Annotated in this window: 21 protein-coding genes; 11 read left to right on the top strand and 10 right to left on the bottom strand. The window is 72.7% G+C overall.

The features are described 5' to 3' along the window. The first annotated feature begins 2 nt into the window (after window positions 1-2). Window positions 3-812, top strand: coding sequence for a methyltransferase domain-containing protein (locus tag ABT342_RS18215; protein ID WP_351574251.1), 810 nt, complete (start codon window positions 3-5; stop codon window positions 810-812). A gap of 49 nt (window positions 813-861) precedes the next feature. Continuing rightward, entirely contained in the window at window positions 862-2,964 is a 2,103-nt protein-coding gene (gene pabB, locus ABT342_RS18210; protein WP_351574248.1) for an aminodeoxychorismate synthase component I, read from the top strand. A 36-nt stretch (window positions 2,965-3,000) separates the two neighbouring features. On the opposite strand, the gene ABT342_RS18205 is transcribed toward pabB, so the two are convergent. Both ABT342_RS18205 and ABT342_RS18200 read right to left on the bottom strand, forming a co-directional pair. Next, window positions 3,001-3,912 carry a transaldolase family protein gene (locus ABT342_RS18205; RefSeq protein WP_351574245.1) on the bottom strand — a complete coding sequence of 304 codons (912 nt, stop codon included), beginning with the start codon at window positions 3,910-3,912 and terminating at the stop codon, window positions 3,001-3,003. A 96-nt stretch (window positions 3,913-4,008) separates the two neighbouring features. Beyond that, the gene (locus ABT342_RS18200; protein WP_351574242.1) at window positions 4,009-6,111 is read right to left on the bottom strand and encodes a HelD family protein; all 2,103 of its coding nucleotides are present in this window, start codon (window positions 6,109-6,111) and stop codon (window positions 4,009-4,011) included. Window positions 6,112-6,444: 333 nt separating this feature from the next. Between ABT342_RS18200 and ABT342_RS18195 the strand changes: the two genes are divergently transcribed. After that, window positions 6,445-6,633, top strand: a complete 189-nt coding sequence (locus ABT342_RS18195; RefSeq protein WP_351574239.1) for a hypothetical protein — start codon at window positions 6,445-6,447, stop codon at window positions 6,631-6,633. An 83-nt stretch (window positions 6,634-6,716) separates the two neighbouring features. Continuing rightward, complete coding sequence (locus ABT342_RS18190) at window positions 6,717-7,112, top strand: hypothetical protein (RefSeq protein WP_351574236.1); 396 nt, start codon at window positions 6,717-6,719, stop codon at window positions 7,110-7,112. A gap of 43 nt (window positions 7,113-7,155) precedes the next feature. Here the strand turns inward: ABT342_RS18190 and ABT342_RS18185 are convergent, their stop codons facing one another. Then, entirely contained in the window at window positions 7,156-8,631 is a 1,476-nt protein-coding gene (locus ABT342_RS18185; protein WP_351574233.1) for a membrane-associated oxidoreductase, read from the bottom strand. Between the two features lie 58 nt (window positions 8,632-8,689). Between ABT342_RS18185 and ABT342_RS18180 the strand changes: the two genes are divergently transcribed. Next, the gene (locus ABT342_RS18180; protein WP_351574230.1) at window positions 8,690-8,932 is read left to right on the top strand and encodes a hypothetical protein; all 243 of its coding nucleotides are present in this window, start codon (window positions 8,690-8,692) and stop codon (window positions 8,930-8,932) included. On the opposite strand, the gene ABT342_RS18175 is transcribed toward ABT342_RS18180, so the two are convergent. Together ABT342_RS18175 and ABT342_RS18170 are read right to left on the bottom strand one after the other, a co-directional pair. After that, on the bottom strand, window positions 8,895-10,541 hold the full coding sequence (locus ABT342_RS18175) for a DNA repair helicase XPB (protein WP_351574227.1): 1,647 nt from the start codon (window positions 10,539-10,541) through the stop codon (window positions 8,895-8,897). The two genes, ABT342_RS18180 and ABT342_RS18175, sit on opposite strands and share 38 nt — an antisense overlap. A gap of 211 nt (window positions 10,542-10,752) precedes the next feature. Continuing rightward, window positions 10,753-10,896, bottom strand: coding sequence for a hypothetical protein (locus ABT342_RS18170; protein ID WP_351574224.1), 144 nt, complete (start codon window positions 10,894-10,896; stop codon window positions 10,753-10,755). Between the two features lie 557 nt (window positions 10,897-11,453). Here ABT342_RS18170 and ABT342_RS18165 point away from each other — a divergent pair. Next, window positions 11,454-12,236 (top strand): class I SAM-dependent methyltransferase, encoded by a 783-nt coding sequence (locus tag ABT342_RS18165; protein WP_351574221.1) that lies wholly within the window; start codon window positions 11,454-11,456, stop codon window positions 12,234-12,236. A 228-nt stretch (window positions 12,237-12,464) separates the two neighbouring features. Here the strand turns inward: ABT342_RS18165 and ABT342_RS18160 are convergent, their stop codons facing one another. Continuing rightward, window positions 12,465-13,223: a GntR family transcriptional regulator gene (locus tag ABT342_RS18160; protein WP_351574218.1), complete on the bottom strand. Its 759-nt coding sequence runs from the start codon at window positions 13,221-13,223 to the stop codon at window positions 12,465-12,467. 163 nt (window positions 13,224-13,386) lie between these two features. Here ABT342_RS18160 and ABT342_RS18155 point away from each other — a divergent pair, with 163 nt between their 5' ends. Both ABT342_RS18155 and ABT342_RS18150 read left to right on the top strand, forming a co-directional pair. Then, the gene (locus tag ABT342_RS18155; RefSeq protein WP_351574215.1) at window positions 13,387-13,611 is read left to right on the top strand and encodes a hypothetical protein; all 225 of its coding nucleotides are present in this window, start codon (window positions 13,387-13,389) and stop codon (window positions 13,609-13,611) included. A 4-nt stretch (window positions 13,612-13,615) separates the two neighbouring features. Next, a complete protein-coding gene (locus ABT342_RS18150) occupies window positions 13,616-13,873 on the top strand; it encodes an LbetaH domain-containing protein (protein WP_351574212.1) in 258 nt (85 codons plus the stop codon). A 10-nt stretch (window positions 13,874-13,883) separates the two neighbouring features. On the opposite strand, the gene ABT342_RS18145 is transcribed toward ABT342_RS18150, so the two are convergent. Further along, window positions 13,884-16,478, bottom strand: a complete 2,595-nt coding sequence (locus ABT342_RS18145) for a helicase-associated domain-containing protein (RefSeq protein WP_351574209.1) — start codon at window positions 16,476-16,478, stop codon at window positions 13,884-13,886. A gap of 83 nt (window positions 16,479-16,561) precedes the next feature. Here ABT342_RS18145 and ABT342_RS18140 point away from each other — a divergent pair, with 83 nt between their 5' ends. Both ABT342_RS18140 and ABT342_RS18135 read left to right on the top strand, forming a co-directional pair. Continuing rightward, window positions 16,562-17,611: a hypothetical protein gene (locus tag ABT342_RS18140; protein ID WP_351574206.1), complete on the top strand. Its 1,050-nt coding sequence runs from the start codon at window positions 16,562-16,564 to the stop codon at window positions 17,609-17,611. Window positions 17,612-17,744: 133 nt separating this feature from the next. Then, window positions 17,745-18,404: an HAD family hydrolase gene (locus ABT342_RS18135; protein ID WP_351574204.1), complete on the top strand. Its 660-nt coding sequence runs from the start codon at window positions 17,745-17,747 to the stop codon at window positions 18,402-18,404. On the opposite strand, the gene ABT342_RS18130 is transcribed toward ABT342_RS18135, so the two are convergent. Beyond that, window positions 18,350-18,643, bottom strand: a complete 294-nt coding sequence (locus ABT342_RS18130; protein ID WP_351574202.1) for a hypothetical protein — start codon at window positions 18,641-18,643, stop codon at window positions 18,350-18,352. The genes ABT342_RS18135 and ABT342_RS18130 overlap by 55 nt on opposite strands. Before the next feature lie 171 nt (window positions 18,644-18,814). Here ABT342_RS18130 and ABT342_RS18125 point away from each other — a divergent pair, with 171 nt between their 5' ends. Beyond that, window positions 18,815-19,198, top strand: coding sequence for a cold-shock protein (locus ABT342_RS18125; protein WP_351574199.1), 384 nt, complete (start codon window positions 18,815-18,817; stop codon window positions 19,196-19,198). A gap of 44 nt (window positions 19,199-19,242) precedes the next feature. Here ABT342_RS18125 and ABT342_RS18120 read toward each other — a convergent pair whose 3' ends face one another. Both ABT342_RS18120 and ABT342_RS18115 read right to left on the bottom strand, forming a co-directional pair. Beyond that, window positions 19,243-20,085, bottom strand: coding sequence for a 1,4-dihydroxy-6-naphtoate synthase (locus tag ABT342_RS18120; RefSeq protein WP_351574196.1), 843 nt, complete (start codon window positions 20,083-20,085; stop codon window positions 19,243-19,245). Then, window positions 20,082-20,867, bottom strand: a complete 786-nt coding sequence (locus ABT342_RS18115) for a futalosine hydrolase (protein ID WP_351574193.1) — start codon at window positions 20,865-20,867, stop codon at window positions 20,082-20,084. Before ABT342_RS18115 ends, ABT342_RS18120 begins: the two co-directional genes overlap by 4 nt. Between the last annotated feature and the right edge of the window lie 11 nt (window positions 20,868-20,878).

Below are 20,878 nucleotides of genomic sequence, written 5' to 3'. Positions count from 1 at the left end.
CCATGTCGTACGTGTCGCAGGTCACACAGGCCACTCAGGTCACTCAGATCGCTCAGGTCACTGAAATCGCTCGGGCGCCGCAGGTGCAGAGCTACGAGCGTTCGCTGGAGCGCAGCCGCCAGTCGCTGACCCGTGCGGACCGTCCCAGCACTTTCACGCTGGGCGGCCGCGAGTGGGACCTGCTGGACGAGGTGTTCGCCCCGGTCTACTCGCCGTCGACCGGCGTGGCCCTGGACTTCCTCGGCCTGAGCGGATCCGACGGCGGCACCGACGGCCACGGGGCCCACGGTGGCTCCTTCCTGGAGATCGGCTGCGGCACGGGCGTCATCGCCGTGGCCGCCGCGCTGGGCGGGTACGAGCGGGTCGTGGCCTCGGACATCAGCCCCCGGGCGGTGGAGAACGCGGCGATCAACGCGGAACGGCACGGCGTGACGGACCGGGTGAGGGCCGTGCACAGCGACCTGTTCTCCGGACTCGGCGACGCGGAGCGCTTCGACACCGTCTTCTGGAGCTCCAACTACGTGCTGGGCCCCGACAACTACGAGTACGCGTCGGTCCACGAGCGGGCCTACGTGGACACCGGCTACCGGGCCCACCGCCGCTACCTGGAGCAGGCGCCGCGCTGGATCACCGAGGGCGGCCGGGCCCTGCTGCACTTCAGCAGCCGGGGCGATCTGCCGGCCCTCTACCGCATCGCCGACGAATGCCGCCGCGAGCTGCACACCCTGAGTGCGTACCGGGTCTGCGAGGGCGAGTACGGCAATGACATGGTCGAGCACATGCTGCTCCAGATCGTGCCCGTCGCGGCCTGACCGGCCGCTCGCGCTTTCTTCTGCCGGACCGAGGAGAACCGAGACTTCCGTGCGTACGCTGCTCGTCGACAACTACGACTCCTTCACCTACAACCTCTTCCACTACCTGGCGCAGGTCAGCGGTCAGGAACCGGTGGTCGTCCGCAACGACGACCCGCACTGGCACCCGGCGATGCTGGAGGAGTTCGACAACGTCATCGTCTCGCCCGGCCCCGGAACCCCCGGCCGCGGCGGCGACTTCGGCATCTGCCGCGAGATCATCGAACGCACGCGACTGCCGCTCCTCGGGATCTGCCTCGGCCACCAGGGCATCGGACTGCTGCACGGGGCGACCGTGGGCCGCGCCCCCGAACCCCGGCACGGCCGCACCTCGCCCGTACTGCACGAGGGAAACGGGCTGTTCGCGGGACTGCCCTCGCCCCTTGAGGTGGTGCGCTACCACTCGCTCGCCGTGACCGATCTGCCGGACGAGCTGGAGGTCACCGCGTGGACGCCGGACGGGGTGGTGATGGGGCTGCGGCACCGGGAGCGGCCGATGTGGGGGGTGCAGTTCCATCCCGAGTCCATCTGCACCCGGTACGGCCATGAACTGCTCGCCAACTTCTATGAGTTGGCGACAGCGGACCGTTCGGTGGTGCTCTCGACGGCCGCCTCCGCGGTCGCCCCCGCCCCCGTCGCGGAAGCCGCCCCCGCCCGCACCCGCTCGCTGAAGGTACTCGCGGCCCAGCTGCCCACCCGCTGCGACGACGAGACCGTCTTCGACCGGCTGTTCCGCGGCGGTGACCACGCCTTCTGGCTGGACAGCAGCCGGCGTGACAGCCAGGGCAGGTTCTCGGTCATGGGTGACGCGTCCGGCCCGCTCGCCCGGGTGGCGACGGCCGACGTGGCCAGCGGCACGGTCACCGTACGATCCGCCGGAACGGAACAGACCTTCGCGGGCCCCTTCCTGGACTGGCTCGACCGGGACCTCGCCTCGCTCGACACCGAAATACCGCCGCTGCCCTGCGACTTCACGCTCGGCTGGACCGGCTACCTCGGCTACGAGCTCAAGGCCGAGTGCGGCGGCGAGTTCGTCCATCCCTCCGAAGAGCCCGACGCGGTCATGGTCTTCGCGGACCGGGCCCTCGTCCTCGACCACGAGACGGGTACGACGTATCTCCTCGCCCTCGCCGAGGACGGCGAGGAACGGGAGGCCCGTGCCTGGCTCGCCCGGACCGAGCGGCGCCTCACCGCGCTCGACGGTGCCGTGCCCGCGGCGCCACCCGAGCCGCCCACCGCCCTCGGCGAGATACGCCTGCGCCACAGCCGCGAGGAGTACCTCCAGCTGATCGCCGACTGCCAGGAGGAGATCGCGGCCGGTGAGAGTTACGAGATCTGCCTGACGAACACGGCCGAGGCCCGCGGCGCCCTCGACCCCTGGCAGGGCTACCGTTTCCTGCGCCGGACCAGCCCGGCCCCGTTCGGCGCGCTGCTCCAGTTCGGCGAGGTGTCCGTACTCTCCACGTCCCCCGAGCGGTTCCTGCGCATCTCCGCCGACGGCCACATCGAGTCCAAGCCCATCAAGGGCACCCGCCCGCGCGGCGCCACCCCGGACGAGGACGCCGCCCTCGTCGCGAGCCTGCTGACCGACGAGAAGGACCGCGCCGAGAACCTCATGATCGTGGATCTCGTACGCAACGACCTCGGCCGGTGCGCCGAGATCGGCTCCGTCCGGGCCGACGAGATCTTCACCGTCGAGACGTACGCGACCGTCCACCAGCTCGTCAGCAAGGTCACCGCCCGCCTGCGCGCCGACAGCACGGCCGTGCGCTGCGTACGCTCCGCCTTCCCCGGCGGTTCGATGACCGGCGCCCCGAAGGTCCGCACCATGCAGATCATCGACCGGCTGGAGAACGGTGCCCGTGGCGTCTACTCCGGCGCGATCGGCTACCTTTCGCTCTCCGGCGCCGCCGACCTGAGCATCGTCATCCGCACGGCTGTGGTCACCCCTGACCGCGTGCGGTACGGGGTGGGCGGCGCGATCGTGGCGCTGTCCGACCCGTCGGCGGAATTCGAGGAGACAGCGGTGAAGGCGGCGCCTTTCCTCGCGCTGACGGGCAGGGAGTTTCCCGGTCGGGTCGGCGCCGCCGTTGCCGGCCCCGCCGGCGCTTGAGGCGCGGGTACGTAGGGCGGAGCCCCCGCCCCCGCCCTACGTACCCCCGGCCAACCCCTCCGCCACCCGGCCCACCTCGACGCCCTTCGCGGCAAGGTCGCGCAGCGTCCGCGCGGCCCACTCGTGCTGCCCCAGCAGCGTGTCGCCGCCCAACCCGCCCCGCACCGCGGCCGCCTCCACCGTGTCCGCCGTCATCACGTGCACCGTGTTCCACCCCACCAGCGCCGCCACGTGCGCCGGTCCCGTCTCCGTCCACATCAGCATCGGCGGCCGGGCCCCGCCCACCCGCAGCACCCGCCACCACTCGTCGGCCAGTCGCTCCTCGCGCATCCGGTGCGCCAGGCGGGCGGTGGCCAGCCCCGCCGTGTCCCGCAGCGCGTGCCCCGCGCCGCCCGGCAGCCGGTCGAGCCGAGCGTTCACCTCCGCGTCCAGCGGCCCCAGGGCGAAGGAGGCGGCCGTGACCAGCCCGGCCAGGTCCATCCCGTTCGCCAACGCTCGTTCGAGACCGGTGAGCTGGGCGTCCAGCACGGCGCGGTACTGCTCCACCGAGAAGACCGAAGTCGAGTTCACTCCGATCCCCTCGGCGAGGCAGTCGGCGACGGCGCCGGTCCCGGCCTTCGTCGCCGGCACGCCCACCATCAGATTCGGCCGGTCCACCCCGACCCGCAGCATCCGCGCCGCCGCCACCCACGCGTCCGCGTCGCCGGCCGCACCGGGATCGGGTGCCGCCACCGCCACGGTCACCGTGCCGCCGGCACCGGCGCCGAGCAGTGCGTCGCACGCCGCCCGTACCGCGCTGAGGGGGGCGCCGGGCGGCATCGCGACGCCGTGGAACCCGTGCCGTACGACATCGGGGCCCGGCGGCCGCGCGTCCGGCCACGCCAGCCAGGGCCGCACCCCTTCGGCGGCAAGCTCCTCGAGGACCTGTCCGGCCTGAGCACTGATCACCCTTCGACGTTAGGGGAACCGATCCGTGTAGATGGCAACAGGTCCTGGAATCCGCCAAGTTCTGGCGGACTCTGTCAGGTCGTCGTCAAGCCGTCGTCAGGTCGTCGTCGAGGCCGTCGGCGTGCCGAGCTGCGGCGGCAGCGGTGCGCCGTGGACGACCGACAGCCCGGACACCGCACGGGTCAGGCAGACGTACAGCCGACGCAGCCCGGTGCGCTCGTCCGGTTCGCCGTCGACGATCGCGGCGGGCTCGTCCAGGACCACGTAGTCGTACTCGAGGCCCTTGGCGAGGGACGCCGGGACGAGCGTGAGCCGGGACTCGGCGGTCGTCTCCTGGCCGGGGGAGAGGTACGACATCCCGGCCCCGGCCAGCGCCTCCGCGAGCACGGGGACACGCGCGTCGGCGGCGATGAGCCCGATGGAGCCCTCGTTCCGCAGTGCCTCCTCGCAGGCGGCCAGTACCGCCGCGTCGGCCGTGACGTGCCGTACCTCCAGCGATCCCGGGGACTCCCGCACCGACCGCACCTGCGCCAGTCCCGGCGACATGTGCGGCAGCAGCCGTGACGCGTACGCGATGACCTCGCGCGGTACGCGGAAGCCGGCCGTCAGCTCCTCCACCGCCGCGTCCGGCTTGCCCAGGTGCGTGAGCGCCTCGGCCCAGCTCTCCGTCGCCCACGGGGTCGTCCCCTGTGCCAGATCCCCGAGCACCGTGGCCGAGCCGGTCGAACAGCGCCGGCCCACCGCCCGGTACTGCATCGGGGACAGGTCCTGGGCCTCGTCGAGCACCACGTGGCCGAGCGAGTGCGTGCGCTCGACCAGGTCGTTCGCCTCGTCGATGAGCACCGCGTCCGCCGCCGACCACTTCGCCGACCGCACCGACCGCGGCGGCTTGGCCCACAGCAGCGTCTTCTGCTCGTCCGGGCTCAGCAGCCCCTGCGCGTGCTCCGCGAGGAACTCCGCGTCGGACAGCAGCCGCAGCACCAGCTTCGCCGGGTCGACCGGCGGCCAGATCGCCTTGACCGCCGCCTTGACCGCCGCGTTGCGGGCGACCGCGTCCTGCACCCGGTCGTCGGGCGCTTCGCCCGCGGCCTCCATGCGGACGAGCACGGCGTGCGCGATGCGCTGCGGAAGGGCGTCGCGGGCGGCGCCGTACCGGATGTCGCGGTCGAGCAGCTCCCTGACGATCTCCTCCAGTTCGTACCCGGGGATGCGCCAGCGCCGTGATCCCCGTACGACCATCAGCGCCTCGTCCGGCAGCGTGACGTGGGAGCGGACCGCCCGCCGCAGCACCTCCGCCATCCGGGCGTCTCCCTTGACCACCGCCGTCGCGGCCTCGTCCTTACCCCGCACCTCGACGTGGGCGACCAGGTCGTCGACCGTCGCCTGCTTGACCTCCAACTCGCCCAGGGCGGGAAGCACTTGCTCGATGTAGTGCAGGAAGGACCGGTTCGGCCCGATGACCAGCGTGCCGGTACGGGCCAGCCGCTCCCGGTGCGCGTACAGCAGATACGCCACCCGGTGCAGACCGACGGCCGTCTTCCCGGTGCCGGGACCACCCTGGACGCACACGCTCCCGCCCAGCCCCGACCGGACGATCTCGTCCTGCTCGGGCTGGATCGTCGCGACGATGTCCCGCATGGGGCCGACGCGCGGCCGCTCGATCTCCGCCTGGAGCAGCTTGCTGGTCCTCGCCGCCTCGGCCGGATCGCTGAGGTGCTCGTCCTCGTACGCGGTGAGCTCACCGCCCGTGTACCCGAAGCGGCGCCGCAGGGCCACGTCCATCGGGGCCTGCTTCGACGCCCGGTAGAACGGCTGGGAGACGGGCGCGCGCCAGTCGATGACCATGGGGTCGCCGTCGCCGTCGTGGACATGGCGCCGGCCGATGTGCAGTGTTGTATAAGCCGCCTCCTGCGGCGGGCGTTGCCCCTCCTGCGTGGTGTGCAGATAGTCGAGCCGGCCGAAGAACAGCGGGGTGTGGGAGAGGTCCGCGAGCGCCTTGATCCGTTCCTCGATCTGTGCCTCCAGGACCTTCGCGTTGACCCAGTTCGCGGTGACGTCGCGGATGTCGAGGGCCTGGACGTCCTCGCGCATGGCGCGCAGCGCGGCGCGCGACGAGGTCAGGTGGGCGCGTTCCCGTACGAGGGGGTCTGCCGCCGGGTCTGCCGGCGGGTCTACGAGCGGGTCGTCGTGCGCGGACACGGTGCTGCCTCCGGAAGGTGGGTGCGTGGGTGTACGGCAGGGCTGCGCGTCCGGTTTCCGTCCGGACGGCGGCACTCCTCGACGAGACCGGCGGGAGGCGGGCAAGACGGGCGATTGTAGTCAGTGCCACGGCCCGCAGCGAATGGTTTTCCGCGCGGGCCGTGGGCGGTCGGCGGGTGGGTGCGTACGCGGCGCGTACGTGGCCCCTAGGCGGCTCGTGGGCGCGGGTCCGTCCCGTAGGGGACGCCGTATGCCGGAAGTCGTACACGCCCGCGACCGGGGTTCCATCCATGGACCGATGCCCTGGCGGTGCTCGGATCGCATCATGGAGACATGAGCACTGCGACCTTCCACCACGCCACCCGGCCGGTGCGCGGCGCCACCGCCACCGGAGCCATCACCCACCACACCCATCGCCTCGGCAGCGCCCTGCGCGCGGTCAAGGTCTTCGCGACCGCGGCCTTCGATGTCGTGATCCTCGGGGAGTACGGCGAAGAGGCGGGCGTCGTCCGCCACCGCTGACGGGCCAGGATGAGTACCGGAGCGGGCGCCCGCTGAGTACGTGACCACGGGCCCCGGCCCCGCCCCGCTGATGGAATCGGGGCATGACGACGAACACCCCCGCAGACGCGACAAACACCCTCGCGGACGCCACGGACGCCCCCGCGGACGCGACGGACGCGACGGATGCCACGGACGCCGAAGGCCACATGTCCGTCCGTGCGCTGCGCGTGACGGCCGGGATCGGCCTCGGCGTGCTCCTGCTCGCCTTCCTCCTCACGGTGGGGATCATCGTGGACGGCGCGGTCGGGCACGGTGACGACCACGTCGCCCCCTCCGCCATCGAGGCGTCCATGTGGTCGCTGGGCCTCTCCGGGGCGGCCGGCCTCGGCGCGGCGGCGATCCCGCGCGGCGCGATCCCGCGCCGCGTCCGGGCCGGGGCCGTCGTCGCCCAGTACGGGCTGATGTTCGCCGGCCCGATCGTGGCCCTGATCGGCTGACCCGGCGGGGGCTACCGGCCCTGATCGGCTGACCCCGCCGGGGCTACTGGCGCCGCAGCGAGCGGCTGACGCCCGCCGCGGTCGTCGTGGCGAGGATCCAGCCCGTGACGATCAGCAGATACGACAGCCACTGGTGCCCGCCCTCCGGCGCGAAGGCCGCCTCCTGCCCGAAGCCGATGATCGGCAGCAGCAGATCGAGCGTGTAGAAGACGGGGTTGAAGTCGGGCGCCTCCCCGGCTTTCAGGGCGCGCGGATGGTCCAACGCGAACACCACGGAGCCCGTGAGCAGCAGTGCCAGCAGCCATCCGGCGGCCCGCATCGGGCGGAAGCCGTAGCCGACGGTCACGTCCTGGAGGTGGCCCCAGAACCTGGCGTAGCGGGGCAGCGTCCGGCGGTGGCGGCGCAGCTTGGTGAGCTGGACGGTACGGGCCGCCGCCTCGTCGCCCGCCGTCCGGTAGGCGGCCGTCAACTGCTCGTATGCGTACGGCACATACCCCGCTACCTCCCGCTCCAGCAACGGCAGCCGCTGCTCGGCGGGCAGCAGCGGGGCGAGGCTGCGGTAGGTGAGACCTTCGAGCCTCACCTCGTCCGGCCACACCTCCGGCGGCACGTGCAGCAGGTCGAGCTGGGCGCGGCGCAGATTCACGGAGCCTTCGATCGGGGCGGCCTCGCGCAGCCACAGCTCGCCGATGACACAGCTGCTCGCGCGCAGCGCCTGGCCGCCGGGTTTGGACAGCCGGGCGTAGGCGAGATTGAGCTGGCCGGGGATCCTGGCCCCGGTCAGATTGACCCGGCCGTGGGCGCGCAGCCGCATGGCGCGCAGATCGGTGCCGACGGACAGGGTCTCGGCGTGCAGGGCGGTGTCGCCGGGCGCGTGCAGTTCGGCGTCGTCGAGGTTGACCAGGCCGGCGACGGTGGTGCCGTTCAGCCGGATCTGGCCGTGGGAGACGAGGCCGACGGCCCATACGTCGGTGCCGATCACCGCGTGGTTGAGCTGGAGGGCCGCCTTCTGCGGCTCGCTCGTGGCGCCGCCCGGCGTGCCCAGCCGCGCGTCGTTGAGGAAGAACCCGGCCAGGTGCGCCCCGGAGAGCCGTACCGGACCGGCTATCCGGCAGCAGGTGAGCCGCAGGACCACCTCGGCGCGGAGGGCCGAGGCGCTGAACCCCGGCAGCACCGAGTCGGTCAGCACCAGCGCCCGGACCCGCGCCCCGTACAGCTCCGGAGTCTGCTCGAAGAAGCAGGACCGCAGCCGTACGGGGTGCTCGACATCGCCGTACTTGAGGTTCAGCTGTCCCGTGACGCGGGCCCCGCGCACGTTCAGGCCCGGTATCTCACCGTCCCGTGCCGGCCCGTTGAGCAGCAGCGCCCGCAGCACCTCGGCGCGCACGCTCCGCTCGGGTCCCCAGGACGCGCCTGCGGCCGGGTCGTCGTCGGGGTCCTCACGGAAGTCGACGACTTCGCCGCGCGGGAACGCCTCCCAGACGCGCCGTTCCGCCGGTGTCAGGTCGTTGATCTCCATCGGCGGGATCGTGTCCCGGCCCGCTCGGGAGTGTCAACTGCCGTCCACGGTGCGAAGGTTGCCGTTCCACCGCGCCGGGGTCTTCGTCCGCCGTGCCGGGATCGCCGTCCACGGCGCCGGGATCGCCGTATACCGTGCCAGGATCGCCGTCCACGGCGCCGGGATCGCCGTATACCGTGCCGGGATCGCCGTCCACCCCGCCGGGATCGCCGTATACCGTGCCGGGACGGCCGTCCACCGCGCCGGGATCGTCGCCCGCAGCGTCAACTGCCGTCCGCCAGCAGCTCGTCCGCGTCCATGATCCGGTACGCGTACCCCTGCTCGGCCAGGAACCGCTGGCGGTGTGCCGCGAAGTCCTGGTCGATCGTGTCGCGCGCGACCACCGAGTAGAAGTGGGCCTGGTGGCCGTCCGCCTTCGGGCGCAGGACGCGGCCGAGGCGCTGTGCCTCCTCCTGCCGTGACCCGAACGTGCCGGACACCTGGATCGCGACCGTCGCCTCGGGCAGGTCGATCGAGAAGTTGGCCACCTTCGAGACGACCAGCACGCTGATCTCCCCGTTGCGGAACGCGTCGAAGAGCTTCTCGCGCTGCGCGTTGGACGTCTCGCCCTTGATGACCGGCGCGTCCAGGTGCTCGCCGAGCTCGTCGAGCTGGTCGATGTACTGGCCGATGACGAGGGTCTGCTGACCCGCGAACTTCCGGACCAGCGCCTCCGTCACCTTCCGCTTCGTCGCCGTCGTCGCGCAGAAGCGGTACTTCTCCTCGGTCTCGGCCGTCGCGTACGCGAGGCGCTCCGAGTCGGTCAGATTGACCCGGACCTCGACACAGTCCGCCGGGGCGATGTAGCCCTGCGCCTCGATCTCCTTCCAGGGCGCGTCGAAGCGCTTCGGGCCGATGAGCGAGAAGACGTCCGACTCGCGGCCGTCCTCGCGTACGAGCGTCGCGGTCAGCCCGAGCCGCCGTCGTGCCTGCAGATCCGCGGTGAACTTGAAGACCGGGGCGGGCAGCAGATGCACCTCGTCGTAGACGATCAGGCCCCAGTCCCGGGAGTCGAACAGCTCCAGGTGGGGGTAGATCCCCTTCCGCTTCGTCGTCAGCACCTGGTACGTGGCGATGGTGACGGGGCGGATCTCCTTCTTCGTCCCGCTGTACTCACCGATCTCGTCCTCGGTGAGCGAGGTCCGCTTGACCAGCTCGTGCTTCCACTGCCGGGCCGAGACGGTGTTGGTGACGAGGATCAGCGTCGTCGCCTTCGCCTGGGCCATCGCCCCCGCGCCGACCAGCGTCTTCCCGGCGCCGCACGGCAGGACGACCACACCGGAGCCGCCGTGCCAGAAGCCCTCGACGGCCTGCTTCTGGTACGGCCGCAGGGCCCAGCCCGACTCGTGCAGATCGATGCGGTGCGCCTCGCCGTCCACGTAACCGGCGTGGTCCTCGGCCGGCCAGCCGAGCTTCAGCAGGGTCTGCTTGATCTGCCCGCGCTCGCTCGGGTGCACGACGACCGTGTCCGGGTCGAGCCGGGCCCCGACCAGCGGCTGGACCTTCTTGGAGCGGAGGATCTCCTCCAGGACCGGGCGGTCGGTGGTGGTGAGCACCAGCCCGTGGGTGGGGTGCTTGAGCAGCGTGAGCCGGCCGTACCGGGCCATCGTCTCGGCGACGTCGACGAGCAGCGCGTGCGGCACGGGGTAGCGGGAGTACTCGACGAGCGCGTCCACGACCTGCTCGGCGTCGTGCCCGGCCGCGCGGGCGTTCCACAGGCCGAGCGGGGTGATGCGGTACGTGTGGATGTGCTCGGGGGCGCGCTCGAGCTCCGCGAACGGAGCGATGGCGCGACGGCACGCGTCGGCCTGCTCGTGGTCGACCTCGAGCAGGAGGGTCTTGTCGCTCTGGACGATGAGCGGTCCGTTCACGCGGGTGCCCTTTCTTCGTGGCGTCGCCGGTGCGGCCAAACCTCCAGTCTGCCTTATCGGGCGGTGTGGCCGAGTGGCCTCGGCCACACCGACGCCGTTCCCGCGAGCGGGGCGGGCGTCTCGAACCTCCGGATCCCGGAGCGCTCCGGGATCTCGAACGCTCCGGTCAAAGCGCGACGCTTCCGAGCAGGACGCTTCCGAGCAGGACGTTTCAGAGCGCGATGTTCTGGATCAACGGCCCTTCGATCTGGATCTCCTGGGTGGTGAGGGGCAGCGGCAAGGGGTTCGCGGCGGCGGGGGATGCGGCCAGGGCGAGTAGGGCGGCCGCGGCGAGGGCGGTCACGAGACGGCGCATGTTGGCCATTCTGTCCTTCTGTCGGGAGGGGCCGGGGCGACCCGCGCCGGGACGGTGGCGCGAGCCGTCCCTCGATTCGGCGGCAGCGGCTAGAGCGTGAGACCGCCGCCCAGGTCGATGCCGATCGCGGCGGCCGGTGCGGACAGGGCGCCGAGGAACGCGACGGCGGAGAACAGAACGGTCGTGATGCGACGCATGGAACTACCTCATTTCACGCGGTGCGCGGGCCGGACTGCCCGCGCGCGGGATCGGGACGACCGGTGGCTGCCCAGCGGGTTGCGCGGGGATGCGGAAGATCGCCCGGGGGGAGGTAATTGATCACTCCGGGGAGGGAAACGCCCTGGTCGCATGCATGATCCGGAGGATTCGTGGGCGGTGGGGATCAAGCGTCGAAGTCGTACTCCAGGACGTACGCGGCGGAGTCCGGAACCATCTCGTCGACTTCGACCGGCCGGCATCCGGACCAGCCGCGACAGAAACGGCGAGGCCGGCGGAGGCCAACTAGCCTGTCGTCCGACCGGGATCTCGCTTCGCGTACCCAAGACACGGAGGCTTCCATGTCGAACACGCCGGACCCGCGGCTGCTGAGAAACCGAAAGCACCTCGCCCACAAGGTCAACTACGCCCTGCGGCATCCGCAACGGGTTCCGCGGCACCTGCGACGTGCCGCGCGTGACGCCTGGTTGCACGTCAAGCACCGTGACCACGTCTCCTACTACCGGGCCGTGATGGCGAAGGACGCCGCCCAGAGCCCGGAGGCGGCCGTCGGCAGCGCGACGCGGGAGCGGTGGCTTGCGCTCGGCCAGATGCAGTTCGACTACCTCGTCGAGCACGGGCTGAAGCCGCAGGACCGGATGCTGGAGATCGGCTGCGGCAATTTGCGCGCGGGGTGGCGATTCATCGACTTCCTCGAGCCGGGCCACTACTACGGGATCGACATTTCCCCCGACATCCTGATCGAGGCGAAGAGGACGCTCGTCCGCTACGAGCTGCAGAACAAGCTGCCGCATCTGGCGATCGCCGACGATCTGACGCTGGACTTCCTGCCGAGCGCAGGGTTCACGGTGGTGCACGCGCACAGCGTCTTCTCGCACTCCCCACTGTCTGTGATCGACGAATGCCTGGCCCACGTCGAGCGGGTGCTGGCGCCCGGCGGCTTCTTCGACTTCACCTTCGACCGCACCGAAGGCGCCGAGCACCATGTGCTCCACGAGGACTTCTACTACCGCACCGAAACCCTCGTGCGGCTGGCCGAGAAGCACGGCCTGTCCGCCCAGCTCATGGAGGACTGGGAGAAGCGCCCGCACGGCCAGTCCAAGATCCGGGTCACCGCGGCGTGACTCGGCAGCCGGACCGACGGCACACGCGCTCGCCTACCGGCCCTCCGGCCCCTGCGCGCGTTCGGGCTCGCCAAGCGCCCCCAGGCGCTGCCGCGGGGCGCAGCAGGACTCCACGTCCGCCACCACCCCGAGCGGCCGCTCCAGCAGTCCGGGCGCGACGGCGGTGAGGTCGGCCTGAGGGAAAAGCGCTGGTCGCGCGCGTGATCCGAAGGAGGCAGGCGGTAGCGGTCAAGCGTCGAAGTCGTACTCCAGGACGTACGCGGCGGAGTCCAGAACCATCTCGTTGACTTCGACCGGCCGGCGATCCTCGGTGAAGGCCGTCCGGCAGATGAGGATGACGGGCGTCCCCATGGAGAGTCCGAGCTGGGCGGCTTCCTCCGGGGCGGGCATCCGCGACCGGATCTCCTCGCGGAAGCGCACAGGCTTGTGCCCGAGTTCGGCGAGCCGCGCGTACGTGCCGCCGGGGCCGGTGTCCACCTGGGTGATGGCCGAGCCGTCGACCAGGGCGGCCGGGAGGTACGAGGTCGCGATGAGCACGGGCTTGCCGTCGAGCACGAAGCGGCGGCTCCGCACGCAGACGCGTTCCGCCTCCTCCAGGCCGAGGACCCCGGCGATGTGCTCGGGCACCGCTTCCTCGGACACGTGAACCTGGTCCACGGCAAGGTCGCGTTCGCCGATGTCGGCCGACCAGATGGACCGGCCTTCGCCCCACTGTTCCCGCGACAGCCGCTGAATGCCACGCCGCCTCAGCGGCTCGAAGATGCGGACGAAGACCCCCGAGCCCTTCCGGGCCTCGGCGATGCCTTCGCTCTGGAGGACGCCCAATGCCTGTCGGGCGGTCATGCGCGCGACGTCGTACTGCGCCATGAGGTCGTTCTCTCCGGGCAGCCGGTCTCCCGGGCCGAATCGGCCCGTGCGGATCGCGTCCTTCAGATCGTTCGCGATCCGCTGGTACTTCGGCAGGCGGCCGTTGCTTTCGGTGGCCATCACTCAGTGATCCTCTCCTCTCTAGACACCCTAGGGGAGGGTGCGGCGAGCGTACCCATCGGTGCTCGCGGAGGATTGACATCTCTAGAGAAGCTTAGTTCTCTAGAGATGTTGCTCCGGTGATGGTGCGCCGGATGGAGACCTGTGAAAGGGAGCGTTCGTCATGTCCTTAAAGCCCACCTCGCCTCCGGCGTATACCGCCAACCCCTCGGCCGATTGGCTGTCCACCGCTCTCGGCGAGCCCGAACAAGCCGCGCGGCAGTGGCTGGCGCACGGGATGGCCCTGCTGCCCCTGGGTGTGATCTTCTCGGCCGCCCGCATCACCGACGAGATCGTTCACGCGGCGGTGCACAGCGACCGCCCCGCGGTCGTGGCCGATGTGGAGTGACCACATGCGCACCCCCGAGCGGGAGGTCGTCCTGCGTGCCCCGGACGGCGTCTACCGGTGTGGCACAGTCCGGTTCGGGGCTGTCCTCGGCGACCGTACGCAGACCGGGAACAACATCAGCCTCGGTCCCGGCGTCGCGGTCGGCCGGGATACGAGGATCGCGTCCGGCGTGACGCCGGCGGGCCGGGTCGTGGCCGACCACAGCGTGATCACCGCCCCGCACACCGCTGAGGTGCACATACGGCATCGGCCCCGCAGGTGACGGTGGCGGGTCAGGTCGCGTCGTCCTCGAGTTCCGCTACGCCCGTGATGCGGTGGAGCGGGTACGTGCGGACCTCGTCGGCGGTGTGGTCGTACGCCGTGACGAAGCCGCCCTCCACGCGGACGGGGGCGATGACGCGCTGGCTCGCGGCGCCGTCGGCGTTGACGTAGCCGATCCACAGGGCGGAGCCGGTGAGGGCGGCGGCCTGGACGGTTGCGAGGGTTTCGGCGGGGGTGGTGCGGGGGAGCCGGCCGTCGGTGGTGGCGGACGTGTCGGAGGTCGGCCTGCGGACCGCCGTGGCCGCCATGTCCCCGGCCCGGATCGCCTTCACCGCGGCCCCGAGCAGGGTCTCGTCCGGCACCGGCGGCCCGTCGGGCACGGGGGCGGGCGGGGTGCGGGGCGGGGTGCGGTGGGCGTTCGCGCGGGTGATCAGTACGTCGCCCTCGGCGGACTCGCCCGCCGGGGCGTACCCCATGCCGCGCAGCCCTTCGAGGAGGGACGCGGGGTCGGCCTGCGCCGCCAGGACCGTGGGGGCCAGGCGGCGCAGCCGCAGGGGAGCGGAGCGCTTGTCGGCGAGGATCTCGTCGAGCAGGGCGTCGTCGTCGCAGCGTACGTAGGCGGAGGCGGCGCCGATACGGAGGTGGCCGTGCTTGCGGGCCACGTCGTCGATGAGGTAGCTGAGCGGCTGCGGTACGGGCGTACGGCTGTGCCTCGCCAGGAACGCGTGCAGATCGGCCGCGGCCTGCCCGGCGTCCAGCGCGCGCCGCACGGACGCGGGCGTGAACCGGTACACGGTCGCGCCACCCTTCGACTCCACGTCCGCCACCACTCCGAGCGCCTCCGCGAGCGGCCGCTCCAGCGGGCCGGGCGCGACGGCGGTCAGGTCGGCCTGGAGGAGGACGTGGTCGAGCGGCGCGGGGAGGAACGGCGCGATGGCCTGCTCGGCGAGGAGCGCGCGGGCGGCGAGCTCGGCGGGGGTGGGCGCCGTGCCCTCGCCGGCGGCGATCAGGGCGCGGGCCGCCGTGGACAGGGCGCCGCGGCCCGTGAGGCCGAGGAGTTCGCACTCGGTGAGGGTCCAGGAGGCGATGCGGGAGCGGAGGTCGGCGGGCTCCGGGCGGGAGCCCGCGGCGGCCGTGCGGGCCGCGTTCGCGTCGCGGGCGGGCGGGGGCACCGCCGGGGGAGCCGCCGGGGCCGGGGTGCGGACCGGGCGTTCCCAGTGCAGGCGGGCGAGGAGCGTCTCCGGGTCCGGGGCGGTGGCCTCGGGCAGGGCGCCCAGCAGGGTCAGGACGCGGTGGCGGACCTCCGGCGCGGCGCCGCGGTCGAGGCCGGGGCCGAGGGCCGCGAGGGTGCGGGCCTTGGCGTCCTGGCCGCCGACCAGCCCGGACGTACGGGTCGCCGGGAGCCAGGCGGTCACGAGCGTCGTCCAGCGCGCGGGTGCGGGAAGGTCCAGCCACTCGTCGGACGCGGGCGTCGGCGCGTACCGCTCGTCCGCCTCGCCGTCCGAGGCCAGCAGCCCGGCCGCGAAGGCGAGCTCGATCCAGAACGCGGCCAGCGGCTCGGACACGTCCAGCGCGGCCGCCGTCCGCTTGAGGTCACGCACGCTCAGCCCGCCCGCGCGCAGCACCGCGGGCCCGGCCGTCTGCCAGTCCTTGAGCAGCTCCTCGACCGTCGCCAGCGCCGTGTACGCCTGCCCCGCCGCCGTACTGTCCACAACCTGTGGACGGTATTCGGCCGCCACCAGGACCTCCGGAGCCACCGGCTCCAGCACCCGGTGCGCCCGCCCGCCGCGCAGATGCAGCGCCGCCTCGCGCGGCAGCACCAGCGTGCGCGGCGACGCGGGCAGCAGCAGCCCACGGTCCCGCAGCCAGCGCACCGGCGGCGCGGGATCCGCCGTCACCTCCCCGTACGGCGGCCCCCACACCAGCCGGTCCAGCACCGCGAGCGCCTCCGACGGCGCCGTGTCCAGCAGCGCAGCCATCCGCTCGCGGTCCGAGAACAGCGAGGTCAGCGCCGCGACCGCCGAGACCGGATCGTGCGTAGCCGCCAGCCCCGCCGTGGCGAGGATCTCCTGGACCCGGCCCGGCGACATTCCCGCCGTGGCCTCGGCGACCGTCGGCCCGAGGCCCGTCGGGGAAGGGTGCTGGGGGGACGGGGCGAGCAGTTCGCGGGCGGTACGCACCAGCCGCATCCGCTCGTCGTCGCCCCACACCAGCGCCTGTTCGCGCAGCATGCCGAGCGCGCGAGGCAGTGCGTCGGCGACGGCCCGGTCGCCGTCGTCGCCGGTCAGCAGCGCGAGGACGGTGTCGTACGACGTCGGCTCCGCCGCCACCGCCAGCGCCTGCGCGGTCTGGAGCGCGAACCGGTCGAGCCGCTCCAGGGCGCGTACGACGGAGGCGCGGGTACCGGCCCTGGTGGCGAGCTGGGTCAGGTCGCCCGGGACCGGGGTCAGCAGATCGGGGCGTGCGCGCAGGAGCGCCGCCAGGCCTTCGTCGCCGCGTGCGCGCAGCGCTTCGGCCAGAGTGCGCGGTGCCGTACCGGCCGTACTGGCCGTGCTTGCCGAACGTGCGGGCACGTGCGCCTCCCGATCGAGCTCACCGGTCCCCATCCGCCCCACGTTAGCCCCTGCCCGCGCGCTAACGTCGGGTCAGGGCGCCCGCCGGTACAGGGCGCCGCTGTGGAGGGGCGACGGTGGGGATCGAGAGCGACCAACTTGTCTTCGACTACCTGAGCCGGGTCGGCGACCTGGCCCAGCAGCGCCAGCTGCCCTCCGGCACCAGGATGCGGCTCGTGTCGTCGTTGCGGAACGAGATCGACCGGCAGCGTGCGAAGTACGACCCCGACAGCCCTGCCGCGGTGCGCCGCATCCTCGGCCGGCTGGGGACGCCGGACGAGGTGGTGGCCGTCGCGGCGGGCGAAGCGCCGCCGTCCGGGCCGCGGGGCGGTGAGGCGGAGCCGCCGCGCGCCGCGGTCCCGGAGCAGCGCGGGCCCGCGCCCCGGCTCCGCGCCCGGCGGTTCGTGCCGCGCCCGCGCAAGGCGGACAAGGCGGCGGAGCGGCCGGAGGCCAGGGGGGCGGCGTCACCGCCGCACCTGGCCGGGATGGACGAACTCGGCCCGCCGGGCCGGCGAGGCGTGGAGCCCGACTGGTGGCGCGTCGGGTCGGGGGACGACATCGGCGGGTTCGTCGGCGGCGTCGAGATCCCCGAGCTGCTGAAACCGCCCCCGGAGGAGGACGAGGCGCCGGAGGAGGCCCCGGAGGAGGAGGCCGCGGCGCCGCCTCGCCGTTGGCGCCGCGCTGCCGAGGCCCCGGAGGAGGAGGCCGCGGAGCCCTCGCCCCCGCCCCGCCGGTGGCGCGTGCGGCGCCCCTGGCGGCGCGCGACCGAGGCGGCCGCCGCCCGCAAGCCGCTCGGCAACCCCCTCCTGCTGATCGCCGCCGCGCTCCTGGCGCTCGGCGCGGCCCTCGGCTCCTGGCTGGCCCTCGCGGGCGGCTGGCTCCTCGCGTACGGCTCCAGCACGCTCTCCCGCACCCAGGCGAAATGGGCGGTCTTCGTCCTGCCCGGCGCGGCCGCGTCGGCGGGCGCGATCTGGCTCTGGGGCCGCCTCGACGGCCGCTGGGGCGACCCGGTCCCGGCGGGCGGCGACGCCATGGGCGACGCGCTCGCGGCGACGTGGCCATGGGTGGTCAGGGGCGCGGCGGTCGCCTCGGCGCTCTACCTGCTCTGGCGGGCGCGGAGGCGGTGAGGGGGGCGTGGCTGGTTTTCCCAGCCCCTCCGGCGTTTGAGGAGCGGGGTCCGAGGCGGAGCCCCGGCGGGGGTTCGGGGGCGGAGCCCCAGCCGCAGGTGCCCCGAACCAGGAGGGCGGCACAATGGCCCTCATGCTTCCCGCCGCCCCCCTCACCGTCGGCTTCGACCTCGACATGACCCTGATCGACTCCCGCCCCGGCATCCACGCCACCTACCGCGCGCTTTCGGCCGAGACCGGTGTGCACATCGACGCTGATCTTGCCGTCACCCGGCTCGGGCCGCCGCTGGACCAGGAGCTCGCGCACTGGTTTCCGGCGGACCGGATCCAGGAGATGGGGGACCGGTACCGGCAGATCTACCCCACATACGCGATCACGCCGACCCTGGCGATGCCCGGCGCCCGTGCGGCCGTCGCCGCGGTGCAGGCACTCGGCGGGCGGGCCATCGTCGTCACGGCCAAGCACGAGCCGAACGCGAGACTGCACCTCGATCACCTCGGGATCGAGCCCGACGCGGTGATCGGTTGGCTGTGGGCCGAGGGCAAGGCGGAGGCCCTGCGCGAGTACGGGGCGCGCGTGTACGTCGGCGACCACACCGGAGACGTGCGAGGGGCCCGTACCGCCGGGGCGCTCTCGGTGGCCGTACCCACCGGGCCGTGCGCGGAGGGGGAGCTGAGGGAGGCCGGGGCGGATGTGGTCCTCGCGGACCTCACCGCCTTCCCGGCTTGGCTCAGCGGCTACACGGAAGCCGAGGCCGAGCCCGACGCCGACGCCGAGGAAGCGCGCGCCTGACGGCGCTGCGCCGCGATCGACCGCAGCACCCCCGCGCCCGCGATCAGGAATCCGACGCCCATCAGCATGCTGACGAGATACGCCACCGTCGGGAACGGGTCCGTGCCGAGGAAGAGCGGGGCCACCGTGACCAATGTGGCCACGGCGCCGACGATGAAGACGATCGCGCCGACGCGGACCAGCCCGTCGCCGGGACCGGTCTCGGCCACGGCGGAATTCGCTTGGGTTTCGTGAGTCACCCGACCAGGGTAGTTCCCAGCGCACAGGAACCGCCGGGGACGTCTTGTCAGTGGGCCCCGGACCATTAGCCTTGTGTGGTGGCGGGTCGGGCGACCCGCTGCTGTGCTATCCAGACGAGTTTTTCTTTCGCCATTCCCGAAATTCCGACGAGTACGAGGACGAGGACCGACGTGCCTACCGGCAAAGTTAAGTGGTTCAACACAGAGAAGGGCTTCGGCTTTCTCTCCCGCGACGACGGCGGCGACGTCTTCGTCCACTCGTCGGTGCTACCTGACGGAGTCGACAGCCTCAAGCCCGGGCAGCGTGTCGAGTTCGGCGTCGTCGCGGGACAGCGTGGCGACCAGGCGCTCTCGGTGACGGTCCTCGACCCGACCCCGTCCGTCGCCGCCGCACAGCGCCGCAAGCCGGACGAACTGGCATCGATCGTGCAGGACCTGACGACGCTGCTGGAGAACATCACGCCGTCGCTGGAGCGCGGCCGCTACCCCGACAAGGCCCACGGCAAGAAGATCGCGGGCCTGCTGCGCGCGGTCGCCGATCAGCTGGACGTCTAGCCGACCGTAAGGCCCAGGGGCGGAAAGGCCCAGGGGCCAAAGGCTCAGACGAACGACAGCGCATCCCGGCCGAGGGGCGGCACCAGCCCCTCGGCCGCGGCGCGTGTGAGCAGCCCGCGTACCGCGGCGTAGCCGGCCTCGCCGAGGCCGGCCGTGAACTCGTTGACGTACAGCCCGATGTGCTGGTTGGCCACCGCCGGGTCCATCTCCTGGGCGTGTTCGAGTACGTACGGCCGTGACGCGGCCGGGTCGTCCCAGGCCATGCGTACGGACGTACGAGCGGATTCGGCCACCCGCTTCAGCGTCTCCGCGCCCAGCGACCGCTTCGCGATGATCGCGCCCAGCGGGATCGGCAGCCCGGTCGTGGACTCCCAGTGCTCGCCCATGTCGGCGAGGCAGTGCAGGTCGTAGTTCTGGTAGGTGAAGCGGGCCTCGTGGATGACGAGCCCGGCGTCCACCTTGCCGTCCCGTACCGCGGGCATGATCTCGTGGAACGGCAGCACGACGACCCGGCCGACACCCTCCGGGACGACGTCCGCCGCCCACAGCCGGAAGAGGAGGTACGCCGTCGACTTCTCGCTCGGTACGGCGACGGTTCTGCCGGCGAGTGAGACTCCCGGCTCGCGGGTGAGGACGAGCGGGCCGCAGCCCCGGCCCAGCGCGCCGCCGCACGGCAGCAGCGCGTACTCGTCGAGTACGTAGGGGAGCACGGCGTACGACACCTTCAGGACGTCGAACTCACCGCGCTCGGCCATCCCGTTGGTGATGTCGATGTCCGCGAAGGTCACATCGAGCCGGGGGGCACCCGGGATCCGGCCGTGCGCCCACGCGTCGAAGACGAACGTGTCGTTCGGGCAGGGCGAGTAGGCGATCTTGAGGGTGGTCATCGGGCCTCCTCCTCGGAAACGGGGCCGGAAACGGGACCGAGAGCGGGACCGAGCTGCTCGAACGCGCGCCGCAGTGCCGCCAGGGCCTCGCCGATGCGCCAGGCGGCCCGGTCGCGCGGGCCGACGGCGTTGGACACGGCACGGATCTCGGCGACGGGCACCCCGTGCGCGGCGGCGGCCTCCGCGACCCCGAAGCCCTCCATCGCCTCGGCTGCGGCCCCGGGGTGACGTCCGGTCAGCTCGGCGGCCCGCTCGGCGGTCCCGGTCACCGTGGACACCGTGAGGACGGGCCCGTACACGGCGTCCAGGGCCTGCGCGATCCGCTTCGAGAGGGGCGACGGTACGTGCACGGACCGCCCGAAGCCCAGCTCCTCGACGGAGAGGTACCCCTCGGGCGTCCCGGCCCCGAGATCGGCCCCGACGATGGCGTCGGCGACGACGATCGAGCCGAGGGGGGCGGCGGGCTGGAAGCCGCCACCGATGCCGGCGGAGACGACGAGGTCGTAGGGGGCGCAGGGCTCGTAAGGGCCGTACGCCATGTCGGATACGGGCCCGGGGGCGCGGGCGGACTCGTACGCCGACGCCGTCAGCGCCGCGGCCGTCCCCGCCGCCGCGGCCGCAGGGCCCACTCCGGCCGCCAGCACGTCCACGGTCGCCCCCGCGCCCGCACATCGGCGCAGGGGGCGGCCGCCCGGCAGGGTGTGCGCGGTGGTGCGGCCGGGGAGGCCGGCGAGGACGGAGTCCGCCTCCGCCGCCACCGCGGTCACGACGAGTACGCGCATGATCGAGCGGG

It is taken from the genome of Streptomyces sp. NPDC000410 (genome assembly GCF_040300305.1).
Classification (GTDB): domain Bacteria; phylum Actinomycetota; class Actinomycetes; order Streptomycetales; family Streptomycetaceae; genus Streptomyces.
The sequence above is the reverse complement of the archived record's forward strand: the minus strand, read 5'-3'. Positions and strand labels throughout refer to the sequence as shown.

What these genes read in the sequence shown, in the direction of transcription:
- ABT342_RS18215 (WP_351574251.1), top strand. Translation starts at nt 3, where the DNA reads ATGTCGTACGTGTCGCAGGTCACACAGGCCACTCAGGTCACTCAGATC.
- ABT342_RS18195 (WP_351574239.1), top strand. Translation starts at nt 6,445, where the DNA reads ATGAGCACTGCGACCTTCCACCACGCCACCCGGCCGGTGCGCGGCGCC.
- ABT342_RS18190 (WP_351574236.1), top strand. Translation starts at nt 6,717, where the DNA reads ATGACGACGAACACCCCCGCAGACGCGACAAACACCCTCGCGGACGCC.
- ABT342_RS18185 (WP_351574233.1), bottom strand. Translation starts at nt 8,631, where the DNA reads ATGGAGATCAACGACCTGACACCGGCGGAACGGCGCGTCTGGGAGGCG.
- ABT342_RS18170 (WP_351574224.1), bottom strand. Translation starts at nt 10,896, where the DNA reads ATGCGCCGTCTCGTGACCGCCCTCGCCGCGGCCGCCCTACTCGCCCTG.
- ABT342_RS18165 (WP_351574221.1), top strand. Translation starts at nt 11,454, where the DNA reads ATGTCGAACACGCCGGACCCGCGGCTGCTGAGAAACCGAAAGCACCTC.
- ABT342_RS18160 (WP_351574218.1), bottom strand. Translation starts at nt 13,223, where the DNA reads ATGGCCACCGAAAGCAACGGCCGCCTGCCGAAGTACCAGCGGATCGCG.
- ABT342_RS18155 (WP_351574215.1), top strand. Translation starts at nt 13,387, where the DNA reads ATGTCCTTAAAGCCCACCTCGCCTCCGGCGTATACCGCCAACCCCTCG.
- ABT342_RS18150 (WP_351574212.1), top strand. Translation starts at nt 13,616, where the DNA reads ATGCGCACCCCCGAGCGGGAGGTCGTCCTGCGTGCCCCGGACGGCGTC.
- ABT342_RS18145 (WP_351574209.1), bottom strand. Translation starts at nt 16,478, where the DNA reads ATGGGGACCGGTGAGCTCGATCGGGAGGCGCACGTGCCCGCACGTTCG.
- ABT342_RS18135 (WP_351574204.1), top strand. Translation starts at nt 17,745, where the DNA reads ATGCTTCCCGCCGCCCCCCTCACCGTCGGCTTCGACCTCGACATGACC.
- ABT342_RS18120 (WP_351574196.1), bottom strand. Translation starts at nt 20,085, where the DNA reads ATGACCACCCTCAAGATCGCCTACTCGCCCTGCCCGAACGACACGTTC.
- ABT342_RS18115 (WP_351574193.1), bottom strand. Translation starts at nt 20,867, where the DNA reads ATGCGCGTACTCGTCGTGACCGCGGTGGCGGCGGAGGCGGACTCCGTC.